General features: G+C 53.9%; 13 protein-coding genes. All 13 read left to right on the top strand.

Translation table 11 applies throughout. The features are described from left to right. The first annotated feature begins 129 nt into the window (after positions 1-129). A complete protein-coding gene (gene ilvA / locus Q3886_RS04160; protein WP_301859905.1) occupies positions 130-1350 on the top strand; it encodes a threonine ammonia-lyase in 1221 nt (406 codons plus the stop codon). Positions 1351-1380: 30 nt separating this feature from the next. Beyond that, a complete protein-coding gene (locus Q3886_RS04155) occupies positions 1381-2805 on the top strand; it encodes an amino acid permease (RefSeq protein ID WP_301859904.1) in 1425 nt (474 codons plus the stop codon). A gap of 102 nt (positions 2806-2907) precedes the next feature. After that, positions 2908-3294 carry a RidA family protein gene (locus Q3886_RS04150; protein ID WP_301859903.1) on the top strand — a complete coding sequence of 129 codons (387 nt, stop codon included), beginning with the start codon at positions 2908-2910 and terminating at the stop codon, positions 3292-3294. Positions 3295-3359: 65 nt separating this feature from the next. Continuing rightward, a complete protein-coding gene (locus Q3886_RS04145) occupies positions 3360-3722 on the top strand; it encodes a LysE family transporter (RefSeq protein WP_301859902.1) in 363 nt (120 codons plus the stop codon). Positions 3723-3914: 192 nt separating this feature from the next. Beyond that, entirely contained in the window at positions 3915-4403 is a 489-nt protein-coding gene (trmL, locus tag Q3886_RS04140; protein ID WP_301859901.1) for a tRNA (uridine(34)/cytosine(34)/5-carboxymethylaminomethyluridine(34)-2'-O)-methyltransferase TrmL, read from the top strand. Positions 4404-4419: 16 nt separating this feature from the next. Further along, positions 4420-4776: a YlbF family regulator gene (locus Q3886_RS04135; RefSeq protein WP_301859900.1), complete on the top strand. Its 357-nt coding sequence runs from the start codon at positions 4420-4422 to the stop codon at positions 4774-4776. Positions 4777-4801: 25 nt separating this feature from the next. Further along, positions 4802-5689 (top strand): UDP-N-acetylmuramate dehydrogenase, encoded by an 888-nt coding sequence (gene murB, locus Q3886_RS04130; protein WP_301859906.1) that lies wholly within the window; start codon positions 4802-4804, stop codon positions 5687-5689. A 151-nt stretch (positions 5690-5840) separates the two neighbouring features. Continuing rightward, a complete protein-coding gene (gene typA / locus Q3886_RS04125; RefSeq protein ID WP_301859899.1) occupies positions 5841-7649 on the top strand; it encodes a translational GTPase TypA in 1809 nt (602 codons plus the stop codon). Between the two features lie 151 nt (positions 7650-7800). Next, positions 7801-8688 carry an Hsp33 family molecular chaperone HslO gene (hslO, locus tag Q3886_RS04120; protein WP_301859898.1) on the top strand — a complete coding sequence of 296 codons (888 nt, stop codon included), beginning with the start codon at positions 7801-7803 and terminating at the stop codon, positions 8686-8688. A gap of 3 nt (positions 8689-8691) precedes the next feature. Beyond that, positions 8692-9489, top strand: a complete 798-nt coding sequence (mtnP, locus tag Q3886_RS04115) for an S-methyl-5'-thioadenosine phosphorylase (RefSeq protein ID WP_301859897.1) — start codon at positions 8692-8694, stop codon at positions 9487-9489. A 1-nt stretch (position 9490) separates the two neighbouring features. Further along, entirely contained in the window at positions 9491-10561 is a 1071-nt protein-coding gene (mtnA, locus tag Q3886_RS04110) for an S-methyl-5-thioribose-1-phosphate isomerase (RefSeq protein ID WP_301859896.1), read from the top strand. 8 nt (positions 10562-10569) lie between these two features. Then, complete coding sequence (locus tag Q3886_RS04105) at positions 10570-11811, top strand: adenosylhomocysteinase (protein ID WP_301859895.1); 1242 nt, start codon at positions 10570-10572, stop codon at positions 11809-11811. Between the two features lie 17 nt (positions 11812-11828). Then, a partial coding sequence (locus Q3886_RS04100; protein WP_301859894.1) for an amidohydrolase occupies positions 11829-12923 on the top strand: 1095 nt, incomplete at its 3' end.

Raw genomic sequence — 12923 nt, 5'->3', positions numbered from 1 at the left:
ATGATACATCCATTGACATTGGACGAACAAAGATGTATAGTGAAGATGCAATGGGAAAATACGAAAAAAGCATATGACATATATTCGTTTTCCCAAACGATTCGGCAATTCATTTAGGAGGAATTACATATGAGTACAGACAAGGTAACATTGCAAATGATCCGGCAGGCTCAGGAACGGCTGAGAGGCGTTGCGCAGAAGACCGGCATGGCCTACACGAATTCTGTCAGCAACCTGGCTGGCTGCGACGTGTGGCTGAAGCTGGAAAATCTGCAGCGCACCGGGTCCTTCAAGCTTCGCGGCGCCTACAACAAAGTAGCATCCCTGACGCCGGAAGAACGGGAAAAAGGCGTCATTGCCGCATCAGCCGGCAATCATGCCCAGGGCGTTGCTCTGGCAGCCAGCGTATACGGCTGTCAGTCGACGATCTGCATGCCCAAACATGCACCTCTTACGAAAGTAGCAGCTACCCGCGGGTACGGCGCCAACGTCGTGCTGTACGGCGACTTCTTTGACGAAGCTGCAGCCAAGGCCGTAGAGCTGACGAAAGAACACGGCTATACCTTCGTTCATCCCTTCAACGATCCCGAAGTTATTGCCGGCCAGGGAACGATTGCCCTGGAAATTCTCGCTGAAATCCCCGACCTGGACGTCATCGTTTCGCCTATTGGCGGCGGCGGCCTTATTTCCGGCCTGGCTGTAGCAGCCAAGAGTATGAACCCGAAGATCAAGGTCATTGGCGTACAGACAGCAAACATGCCTTCCATGAAAGAATCGGTGGAAAAAGGAAAAATTCTGACGGTAAACGGCAAAGCAAGCCTTGCCGACGGCATTACGGTCAAGACGCCAGGCGATTTGACCTATGAAATCTGCAAGGACTATGTCGACGATATCGTAACGGTAGACGAAACGGAAATTGCCGGTGCTATCCTCTGGCTGCTGGAACGGGTAAAATGCGTAGCCGAAGGCGCCGGTGCCGTACCGGTTGCGGCCCTGATGAACGGCAAGATTTCCGGCCTGCACAACAAGAAAGTAGCAGCCATGGTCAGCGGCGGCAACATTGACGTCAACAATATGACCCGCGTCATCAACAGCGGCCTTCTCCGGTCGTGGCGCAAGGTCTTCTTTGAAACGGTCATTCCCGACACGCCGGGCGAGCTGGTCAAGCTGCTGTCCCTGATTTCCGATTCCAATGCCAACATTCTGTCCATTACGCATGAACGGAGCCAGCACGGCGTCAGCATGGGCTATACAGCCGTATCGTGCGAACTGGAAACGGCCAACGAAAAGCATGTGGAACGGCTGCTGGAAGTGCTGCGGGACCATCATTATCATGTGACAATTAAATAATTGCTGCGTACTGGAAAGGGGAGTATCCGTATGGAAAACAACGAAATGCAACGTGGTCTGAAACCCCGTCATGTCGAGATGATCGCCTTAGGCGGCACCATCGGCGTCGGACTGTTTATGGGATCTGCCAGCACGATTCAGACGGCAGGCCCGTCGGTTTTGCTCTGTTATGCCCTGGCCGGGCTGGTTATGTTTTTCATTATGCGTATTATGGGCGAAATGCTGTATCTGGAACCGGTTACAGGCTCTTTTGCAACATATGGCCATAAATATATCTGTCCCTTTGCCGGCTATCTGACGGCCTGGTGCTACTGGTTCCTGTGGGTAGCCGTAGGGCTGTCGGAAGTTACGGCAGTCGGTATATACGTACACTACTGGTTCCCGGAAGTACCGCAGTGGATTTCAGCCTTTGGCGGCATGCTTATCGTCACGCTGGCCAACATGGCTGCCGTCAAGTATTACGGCGAATTTGAATTCTGGTTTGCCATTATCAAAGTCACGACCATCGTCGTTATGCTCGTCGTCGGCGCCATGATCATCCTCTTCGGCTTCGGCAATAACGGCGTTCCCCTGGGATTTTCCAACCTGTGGTCCCACGGCGGCTTCTTCCCGAACGGCATTGGCGGCATGCTCAGCGCCATGTGTGTCGTAGCGGCGGCCTTCCAGGGCGTCGAGCTCGTAGGGATTACGGCCGGAGAAGCACAGAATCCGAAGGAAACGCTGCGGAAAGCGACGAAAAACATTGTCTGGCGTATTCTCATCTTCTACATTGGCGCCATCTTCGTCGTCATTACCCTGTATCCGTGGGATCAGCTCGGCATGCTGGGCAGCCCCTTCGTTACGACCTTTGCCAAAGTCGGTGTCACGTCAGCAGCGGGCATTATCAACTTCGTCGTCCTCACAGCAGCCCTGTCAGGATGCAACAGCGGCATTTACAGCTCAGGCCGCATGCTGTACACACTGGCTCAGAACGGTCAGGCACCGAAATTCTTCGGCAAACTGTCGGCTCATGGCGTACCGCAGCACGGCATCATGATTACCCTGGCCTGCCTGCTCATCGGCGTTGTTCTCAATTATGTCGTTCCCGATTCCAAACTGTTCCTCTACATTTACAGCGCCAGCGTATTCCCCGGCATGGTAGCCTGGTTTGTTCTGGCCTATGCGCAGAAGAATTTCCGCAAATCCTGGGGTGACAAGGCCATGAAGGAACATCCCTTCAAATCGCCGCTCTTCCCGTATGCCAACTGGTTCTGCCTGCTCTTCCTTGTCCTGGTGACCATTGGCATGTGGGTCAATCCGGATACGCGCATGTCCCTCATTGCCGGCTGGATTTTCATCGCCATCGTAACGGCCGGATATTTCCTGGCAGGGTACCGGAACAATCAATATGATGAAAACGGCCAGCTTCTGCCCAAAGAAGAAGCTCCCAAAGCTGCGGCAGAAGAAGAAGCGTGATTATATGTCCTGCCAGGTAGCAAAATGGCCTGGTATAGGGTATAATATACAAAGATAGTATCATATTCACTAACCATATTCACAAAGGAGATGTATTACATTATGGCAGTAGAAGTAATTAAAACAGATAAAGCTCCCGGTGCAGTAGGCCCATATTCCCAGGCTATTAAAGCCGGTGATTTCCTCTTTGCATCCGGTCAGGTTCCCATTAACCCGGAAAAAGGAAAAATCGTTGCCGGCAGCGTAACGGAACAGGCTGAACAGTGCATGAAAAACGTTGGCGCTATTCTGGAAGCTGCTGGACTTTCGTATGATGACGTCGTCAAGACGACCGTATATCTGTCTGACATCAACTTCTTCGGCGCAGTCAACGCCGTATACGGCAAGTATTTCCAGAAAACTTTGCCGGCCCGGTCGTGCATCGAAATCAGCAAGCTCCCGCTGGGCGCACTGCTGGAAGTAGAAGTAGTAGCATACTGCGGAAAATAATAACCGAATAGGCCCGTTCAGGCAGACGGTCTCCATCACAGTAGTTGGTGGAGACCGTTTTTTATATGGCCTCGGCCGATACGACCGGCATGTACCGGTATGCTGTCGATCCGGTCATGGCGTTTATCCAGGCCGTCGTCCTGACCGCGTCGAATCCGGTGACGATTCTGTTCTGGGCCGGTGTCTTTTCTGCCAAAGCGGCTGTGCTGCAGCGTACGCCGTCCAGTCTGTGCGGGTATATGGCCGGCTGTGCCGCTGCGACAGCGTCGTTTCTGTCGTCGCTGTCCCTGCTGGCCGGGTATGCAGGGCCCTATTTGTCGCCGGCCATGTCGGCCGTTCTGAACGGCATCATTGGCGTGACCATTCTGGGCTATGGGCTGCACCGGGGCCTTGCGGCGGTGAAGCAGTTTCGCCAGGGACTGGTATAACTGATAAAAGGGGAGCTGTCTGCAGGATGGGACAGCTCTTTTTTTATGCCCCTAATCTGCCGGCAGAACGGTCAGACGGCTCCTGGACTTTCCGGACAGGGCCTTACAGGTTAACGAACCGCAGTATAAGGGCCGGACAGCCCTTGTACTTGACAGGGAAATCTTGTACAATATTGACTGGAGAGTGATACTATGCATATCGTAATGGTAGAGCCGGAAATTCCCGGCAATACGGGCAATGTTGCCCGGTTATGCGCGGCAAATCATATGACGCTGCATTTGGTCAAGCCTCTGGGCTTTTCCATTGATGACAAACATTTAAAGCGGGCAGGACTTGATTACTGGTCGTTAGTAGACGTACAGATTCACGAAAATTTTCAGGAAGTGCGCCGTGCCTATTCAGAAGGACGGTTCTTTTTTTTGACGACCAAAGCCAGTCAGTGCTATGCAGATATTTCGTTTCGCCCTGACGATTTCATCGTCTTTGGCAAGGAAACGAAAGGGCTGCCGGAATCGCTGCTCAAAGAAAATCAGACGCACTGTTTCCGCGTGCCCATGATCGAAGAAGCACGGAGCCTGAACTTGTCCAATACCGTAGCCATTGTAGCGTATGAAGCGCTGCGTCAGCTTGGATTTCCCGGACTGGCAAAAGGCGGCGTAGGCATCGAAAATCTCCAATAAACAGAATTGAGGTGTAATGGACGTGAAGTTATATGATAAAGCACATGAACTGAGTGACGCTATTCGGGAGTGCAGCGAGTATACGGCCCTCGTAGAAGCAGGAAGGGCCCTGCGGAAAGATGAAAAAACAGTCCGCATGGTACGGGAGTATCTGCTCTTGCAGACGCAGCTGGCCTATGCCCAGTCCATGGGCGACAAGCCGATTAAGAAAAAAATCGAACAGCTGAACCGCATGGCTGAAATAATCAAGCACAATGAAATGGCCATGGATTATCTGCAGAAGTACAATGCCTGGCAGTCCATGGCCGGCGAAGTTTTCCAGATTATTCAGCAGTCTATGGCAGAAGGAATGAGCATCCTTGATGAATCGTGATGGAGTAGCCTGTTTTGTGTCCCGCATGGGAGAACTGATGCCGAAGGAACTGGTTCTCGCCAACGAACTGATGCGGGATCATACGACCTTTGCCGTCGGCGGCCCGGCAGACGTTCTGGTTCTTCCGCGGTCCGTAAAAGAAATGTCCCTGGCCATCCGTACGGCCAGGTCCCTGGATTTGCCCCTGACCGTCCTGGGCGGCGGCTCGAATATTCTCGTCCGCGACGGAGGCATTCGCGGCGTCGTTATTCAGCTGAACCAGATGCGGCGCGTCCTGTCCTGTCATGGAACCAAAATTCATGCCAGTGCCGGATACATGCTGAAAGACGTGTGTCAGTTCGCTCAGCAGCAGGGCCTGACAGGCATTGAATTTGCCTGCGGTATACCGGGAACGCTGGGCGGCGCCGTCTTTATGAATGCCGGTGCCTATGACGGCGAAATGAGCCGTGTCGTATCGCGGGTCCGCACTGTCAACAGCACAGGCGGCGTTCATACGTACAGCGCACCGAACCTGGGCTTTGCCTACCGGCAGAGCCGGTTTCAGAAATCCCAGGAATTTGTCGTCGAAGTGGAACTGACCCTGCGGCGCGGCGACAAAGAAGAAATTCAGGCCACCATGGATGACCTGAACCAGCGGCGGAGCAGTAAGCAGCCTCTGGAAATGCACAGTGCCGGCAGTACCTTCAAGCGGCCGCCGGGATATTTTGCCGGTACCCTGATCGATCAGACCGGCCTGAAGGGCCTGTCCTTCGGCGACGCCCAGGTATCAACCAAACATGCCGGCTTTGTCGTCAACCGGGGCCACGCATCGGCCCATGACGTTCTGCAGGTCATTCAGGAAGTGCAGCGCCGCGTCGAACTGGCCCACGGCGTACACCTGGAACCGGAAGTGCGCATTATTGGCGAAGACTGAAAAATTGCTGCCGGCGTCTCTCTGTTTTGTAAAAAATAGGGGATACCTGCACTTTTCTATTCACGCCGCCATGATTTTGTGGTATACTTATCAAGTTATCAACTAACATTGACAGCTGTTCATTTTGTAGTCATAGGAGAGAGGATATTAGATGGAACGCCAAGATATTCGTAATATTGCAATTATCGCCCACGTCGACCATGGCAAGACGACGCTGGTTGACGCTATGCTCAAACAGAGCCATGTCTTTCGGTCGAATGAAAAAGTCGCCGAACGCGTCATGGACTCCGGGGACATTGAACGGGAACGGGGCATTACGATTTTGTCGAAAAACACGTCCGTCATGCATGACGGCGTTAAGATCAACATTGTCGATACGCCGGGGCATGCCGATTTCGGCGGCGAAGTCGAACGCGTCCTGAATATGGTTGACGGCGTACTGCTGCTGGTCGATGCTTTTGAAGGCCCTATGCCGCAGACAAAATACGTACTGCGCAAGGCGCTGGAACAGAAACTGAAGCCTATCGTCGTTATCAATAAAATAGATAAGCCCGGTGCCCGCGTTTCGGAAGTAGAAGACGAAGTACTGGAACTGTTCATGGAACTGGACGCAACGGACGATCAGCTCGATTTCCCTGTCGTATATGCCAATGGCCGTGACGGCATTGCCAAACTGTCCATGGATGACGACAGCGACAATCTGGAACCGCTGTTCAAGACGATTATTAAATACTGCCCGTGCCCGAAAGGCGACGTCGACGGTCCTCTCCAGTTCATGGTTACGACCCTGGATTATGATGACTATGTCGGCAAAATCGCCATTGGCCGTATTGTCCGCGGCAAGATGAAGCCCAATCAGAACGTTGTCGTAACAGACGGGGAAAGCCAGCGCCGTGCCAAAATCGGCCGTGTCTATACCTATGAAGGCCTGAAGCGGGTTGAACAGGAAGAAGCGGCTATGGGCGAAATCGCCTGCATCGTCGGCATTGGCGACCTGAAAATCGGCGAAACCGTTACGGACCCGCAGAATCCGGAAGCCCTGCCGAAAATCAACATTGACGAACCGACGCTGTCCATGATTTTCTACGTCAACGACAGCCCCTTTGCCGGTCAGGAAGGGGAATTCGTCACGAGCCGTCATCTGCGGGACCGTCTGTTCCGTGAAGTACAGACCAACGTATCCCTGCGCGTAGAAGAAACAGACAGCGCCGATGCCTTCAAGGTATCGGGCCGCGGCGAACTGCACATTGCCGTTCTCATCGAAGAAATGCGCCGTCAGGGCTATGAAATGCAGATCGGCAAGCCCAGCGTTATTACCAAGGAAATTAACGGTCAGAAATGTGAACCCCTGGAAGCCCTGACCATTGACGTACCGCAGGAATTCATGGGTGCTGTCATGGAAAAACTGGGTACCCGCAAGGCTGAAATGGTCAACATGACCGATATTTCCGGCTATACCCGTCTGGAATTTATCATTCCTGCCCGCGGCCTCATTGGCTTCCGCAGCGAATTCCTGACCGCTACAAAAGGCAACGGCATTATGTACCATGTCTTCAACGGCTATGCACCCTGGAAGGGAGAAATTCCCGGCCGTACGCGGGGCAGCCTCGTTGCCTTTGAATCGGGCACGACGACAGGCTACGGCATTTTCAACCTGCAGGACCGGGGCGTCATGTTCATCAAACCGGGTCAGGAAATTTACCTCGGCCAGGTCGTTGGTGAAAGCAACCGCGATGTAGATATTGATGTCAATCCGTGCAAGAAGAAACATCTGACCAACACCCGTTCTTCCGCATCGGACGAAGCCCTTCGCCTCGTACCGCCGCAGGATATGGGTCTGGAAAAATCGCTGGAATGGATCAACGACGACGAACTCGTTGAAGTTACGCCGAAGAGCATCCGTATCCGCAAAGCGATCCTGGATAAGCACGATCGTAAAAAAGCCATGCGCAAAGGCTAAGCACAGCGCCTTCAGGCATGGAGAAAAACCTCTCTGCTCCCTTGGGCTGAGAGGTTTTTCTGTACCTGTTTGCCGGGACTGCTTTTTTCTTTCTCCCAGATGTAGTATAATTATTAGGTATAAATTTCATTTAGAAAGGATCTCATACGGAATGTCACTTCAGGATACTATTATTCACTATACATCAGATGAATTAATTCGCCTGTCTGTAGCCCAGACCCGCGGCATTACGGAAACAGCGCGGAAACGGCATAACCTGTCGCCTGTTGCCTGTGCAGCTCTGGGCCGGGCCATGACGGGAGCTCTTCTTCTGGCCGGCGACTATAAGAACCATGAAGGGGTGTCGCTGAAATTTGACGGCGACGGCCCGCTGGGAGCCGTTCATGTTGATGCCTTTGATACGAATAAAGTGCGCGGATATGTCGATCATCCCCAGGTGGATCTGCCCCTCAAAGCCAATGGGAAACTTGACGTCGGCGGCGCCGTAGGGCAGCACGGACAGCTGACGGTGACGCGGTTTACGCCGGAAAAGACGACCTATACGAGTCAGGCCGACCTGGTATCCGGCGAAATCGCCGAAGACCTGGCATACTATCTGCTGACATCAGAACAGATTCCTTCCACCATCAGCCTGGGCGTTCTCGTAGACCGGGACTATACGATTGCTGCTTCCGGCGGTTTTCTCGTACAGGCCCTGCCCGGCGCAAGTGATGAAGCCCTGTCCCGGGTAGAAGCCAATATTACCCAGATCGGGCCTATTACGTCATTCCTGCAGGATCATCCGACAGGAGAAGAACTGGCCGGCATTATTCTGGGCGGCATGCATTATAAAGAACTGTTCCGCCAGCCTGTATTCTGGCAGTGTACGTGCTCCAAGGCCCGCATTGAACGGGTTCTCCTGTCCCTGCGCGATTCGGATAAGCAGGATCTTCTCTCCGACCCGCAGGTGGAAATGACCTGTCACTATTGCGGCGCCAAGTACGTCATCAGTCACGACGAACTGGCTGCGCTGTTTGCAAAACAACGAAAGGGGTCATAGGATATGGGACTGATAGCGATTATTGGCGGTACTGGCGTGTGCGATGCGGCCATGCTGGATACGGTCCGGGAACGCCAGATGGATACGTTCTACGGAAAAATTCATTACATCCAGGGTACCTATAAGGGCAAGGACGTTATTTTCCTGCCCCGGCACGGCAAACTGCATTCCATTCCGCCGCACCTGATTAATTACCGGGCTAATATTCTGGGATTGAAGCGGCTCGGCGTAACGGCCATCTTGTCGACGACTGCTGTAGGGTCTCTGAACCGGGAATTCAAGCCCAATGAATTCGTCCTGCCCGATCAGTTTATCGATTTTACGAAGAACCGGCATACGTCCTTCTTTGACGGCGGCGCCAACGGCGTTGTCCACGTCGACATGACCGAGCCATACTGCTATTCCCTGCGCAGTGCCGTCATTACGGCCAGCCAGATTCTGAGCGGCTATACGGTTCATTCCGGCGGCGTCTATGTCTGCACCGAAGGACCGCGCTTTGAAACGCCGGCAGAAATCAAGATGTATGAAAAATTAGGCGGCGATCTGGTAGGCATGACCAATGTACCGGAAGTCTGTCTGGCCAGAGAAGCGGAAATGTGCTACGCTACCGTTTCCATGGTGACCAATTTTGCAGCCGGCATTTCCCCGGCTGCCCTTACGCACTCGGAAGTAGTCGAATGTATGGAACAGAATTCCCAGCGCCTGCGGGAACTGCTGATGAAAACTGTCGAAATTTATGACAGCGATATGGACTGCGAATGCCGCCACGCCCTGCGCGAGTACGGCGGCTTCATGGTGTAGTATGGAAACGCTGCGCTGGCAGAAAGGCCAGCTTATCCTACTGGATCAGACAAAACTTCCCATGACGGAAGACTATCGTACCTGCACGTCCTGGCAGGATGTGTACGACGCCATTGCCATTCTGGCCGTACGCGGCGCCCCGGCGATTGGCGTAGCTGCTGCTTATGGCGCTGTCCTGGCAGCCCGGTCCCTGGACCAGACCGCTTATGGCGGTGATACTGCCGCTTTCTGTGCAGACTTTGAAGATCTGTGCCGCAGACTCGATGGGGCCCGGCCGACGGCAGTAAACCTGCACTGGGCCCTGGAGCAGATGAAAGAGACGGCCCGGAACGCTGCCGGCCAGGGCATGGCGGCTATTGTGCCGGCGCTGGAAGCAAAGGCCGTGCAGCTTCATCAGGAAGACGTGGCCATCAATACGGCCATGGCCGAATATGGGGCAGACGAACTAGCTAAACAGGGGAAGACCCTGACGATTCTGACGCACTGCAATGCCGGCGCCCTGGCAACAGCCGGTGTAGGTACAGCCCTGGGAGTCATTCGGGCCCTTCACAAACGGGGCCTCATCCGCATGGTCTATGCCGATGAAACACGGCCCCTCCTGCAGGGCGCCCGCCTGACCGTGTCGGAGCTCATGGCCGACGGCATTCCCGTAACCCTCATTACGGATAACATGGCTGCCTGGGTCATGAAGACGAAAGGCGTAGACGCCGTCATTGTCGGCGCTGACCGCATTACGGCCAATGGCGATACGGCCAATAAAATCGGCACGTATGGCGTGTCCATTCTGGCCAGGGCCCATGGCGTGCCCTTTTACGTGGCAGCGCCGGTATCGACCTTTGACTTGTCCCTGCAGACAGGCGAGCAGATACCCATTGAAGAACGGGATCACGACGAAGTCCGCTGCTTCCAGGGCGTTCCGGCGGCACTGCCTGATGCTGCTGTATGTAATCCGGCTTTCGATGTGACGCCTCACAAAAACATTGCAGCCATTATTACGGAAAAAGGCGTCCTGTCTCATCCGGACGCTGTGCAGGTACCTGCATTTTTTGCTGAATTTACAGAAAAGAGGTAATTAATCTTATGGAATCCATGATTCGCGATATGAACCTGGCCAAAAGCGGCCACGAAAAAATCAGCTGGGTCGATCATTACATGCCGACGCTGAATGCCATTGGCGATACGCTGAAAAAAGAACAGACCTTTAAAGGAAAGACCGTATGCGTCAGCGTCCACCTGGAAGCAAAGACGGCGTACCTGGCCAAAGTACTGCATCGTGCCGGTGCCAACGTCATCGTTACAGGCAGCAATCCTCTGTCCACGCAGGATGACGTCGCCGCAGCCCTCGTTGACGACGGCCTGACTGTCTATGCCTGGCATGGCTGCACAGATGAAGAATATTTCGGCTTCCTCAATAAAGCCCTCGACCATCATCCGGATATTATCATTGATGACGGCGGCGATCAGGTACACCTGCTGCACACGACCCGTCAGGATGCCCTGGTCAACCTCCTGGGCGGCACGGAAGAAACGACGACTGGCGTCAACCGCCTTCATGGCCTGGACAAAGCAGGAGAACTGAAATTCCCCATGATCGCAGCCAACGATTCGTACTGCAAATACCTGTTTGATAACCGATATGGCACAGGTCAGTCTACGTGGGACGGCATCATGCGGACAACAAACCTGACCGTTGTAGGCAAACGGGTCGTCATTGCCGGCTATGGCTGGTGCGGCCGCGGCTGCGCCATGCGGGCCAAAGGCCTGGGTGCCCATGTCATCGTCACCGAAGTAGACCCGATTAAAGCCATTGAAGCCGTATTCGACGGTTTTGAAGTTATGCCTATGGCTGAAGCTGCCAAAGTAGGCGACATTTTCGTTACTCTTACTGGCGATAAAGACGTCATTCGCGGCGAACATATGAAGAATATGAAAGACGGCGTCATCCTGGCTAATGCCGGTCACTTTGACGTAGAAATCAACAAGCCTGAACTGGAAGCCCTGGCAGTCCGCCATTTTGAAGCACGCCACAACATTGAAGGCTACGAACTGGCAAATGGCCACATTATCAACCTCCTGGCGGAAGGCCGTCTGGTCAACTTGGCTGCCGGCGACGGCCATCCGGCAGAAATTATGGATCTGTCCTTTGCCGTCCAGGCCCTGGCTGCCAAGTACATTCTCGAACACCATGCCGAACTGGGCAATCACGTCTACGTCCTGCCTCACGATATTGACATGGAAATTGCCCGCATCAAGTTGAAATCCATGGGCTATGCAATCGATGCATTGTCGGATGAACAGCGCAAATACCTGAATCTGGACTGAGAAGACGGAGATAGAGAATGAAAACATTACTGAAACACGTAGCATTGTATCGCAATCATGCCGTAACGGAAGATCAGTGCCTGGAACTGACGGATGACCGCATTACAGACTTTCCGGTAGCTCCCGATGAAAGCCAGTACGATGAAGTCATGGACGGGCAGGGCATGCTGGCTCTGCCGGGCTTCGTGAATACGCATAATCATATTGCCATGACTGTGTTCCGCAGCTACGCCGACGATATGCAGCTCATGGACTGGCTGGAAAAGAAAATCTGGCCGGCTGAAGCCAAGCTGAACAGTGACGTCGTCTATGCTCAGACGATGCTCGGTATTGCCGAAATGATCCGCTGCGGCACGACCAGCTTTGCAGACATGTATTTCTTCATGGATGATGTAGCCAGAGCGGTCGAACGGTCGGGAATCCGCGCAGCCCTGTGCCGGGGCATGACAGGCATTACGCCCAATGCGCAGGAAGCCCTGGCAGAAAGCAAGGATTTTTACCGGACCTGGAACGGCAAAGCTGACGGCCGTATTACGGTCATGCTTGGTCCTCATGCGCCATATACGTGCCCGCCGGACTATTTGCGGCAAGTCGTCGATGCGGCCCATGAACTGGGAGCGGAAATCCATATTCACCTCAGCGAAACAAAAGGCGAAGTGGAAAACATTAAAAAACAGTACGGCAAGTCGCCTATTGCCCTTATGGATGAACTGGGCGTCCTGGACTGCGGCTGCCTGGCAGCACACTGCGTCTGGGTCGACGATGCCGACCTGGATCTCATGGCGAAAAAACACGTCCGCGTCGCTCACAACCCGGGCAGCAACCTGAAGCTGGCCAGCGGTATTGCGCCAGTTGCGGCCATGCTGAAAAAGGGCATTACTGTCGGTCTCGGCACAGACGGCGCGTCGAGCAACAACAATCTGGACATTGTTGAAGAAATGCGCCTGGCCGCCCTGATTCACAAGGCAAACACCCTGGACCCCCTGGTCATTCCGGCCGAAACTGCCGTCAACATGCTCACCGAAGGGGGCGCCAAATGCCTGGGCTATACGGACATTGGCAAGCTGGAAGTAGGCTATAAAGCCGATATTACCCTCGTCGACCGGGAAGGG

This window comes from uncultured Megasphaera sp. (genome assembly GCF_958350005.1).
In the GTDB taxonomy this organism is placed as follows: domain Bacteria; phylum Bacillota; class Negativicutes; order Veillonellales; family Megasphaeraceae; genus Megasphaera.
The sequence above is the reverse complement of the archived record's forward strand: the minus strand, read 5'-3'. Positions and strand labels throughout refer to the sequence as shown.

Bases quoted from the DNA above. Each gene is read 5' to 3' on its own strand.
- ilvA (WP_301859905.1), top strand. From the start codon at position 130: ATGAGTACAGACAAGGTAACATTGCAAATGATCCGGCAGGCTCAGGAA.
- Q3886_RS04155 (WP_301859904.1), top strand. From the start codon at position 1,381: ATGGAAAACAACGAAATGCAACGTGGTCTGAAACCCCGTCATGTCGAG.
- Q3886_RS04150 (WP_301859903.1), top strand. From the start codon at position 2,908: ATGGCAGTAGAAGTAATTAAAACAGATAAAGCTCCCGGTGCAGTAGGC.
- Q3886_RS04145 (WP_301859902.1), top strand. From the start codon at position 3,360: ATGGCCTCGGCCGATACGACCGGCATGTACCGGTATGCTGTCGATCCG.
- trmL (WP_301859901.1), top strand. From the start codon at position 3,915: ATGCATATCGTAATGGTAGAGCCGGAAATTCCCGGCAATACGGGCAAT.
- Q3886_RS04135 (WP_301859900.1), top strand. From the start codon at position 4,420: ATGGACGTGAAGTTATATGATAAAGCACATGAACTGAGTGACGCTATT.
- murB (WP_301859906.1), top strand. From the start codon at position 4,802: ATGGGAGAACTGATGCCGAAGGAACTGGTTCTCGCCAACGAACTGATG.
- typA (WP_301859899.1), top strand. From the start codon at position 5,841: ATGGAACGCCAAGATATTCGTAATATTGCAATTATCGCCCACGTCGAC.
- hslO (WP_301859898.1), top strand. From the start codon at position 7,801: ATGTCACTTCAGGATACTATTATTCACTATACATCAGATGAATTAATT.
- mtnP (WP_301859897.1), top strand. From the start codon at position 8,692: ATGGGACTGATAGCGATTATTGGCGGTACTGGCGTGTGCGATGCGGCC.
- mtnA (WP_301859896.1), top strand. From the start codon at position 9,491: ATGGAAACGCTGCGCTGGCAGAAAGGCCAGCTTATCCTACTGGATCAG.
- Q3886_RS04105 (WP_301859895.1), top strand. From the start codon at position 10,570: ATGGAATCCATGATTCGCGATATGAACCTGGCCAAAAGCGGCCACGAA.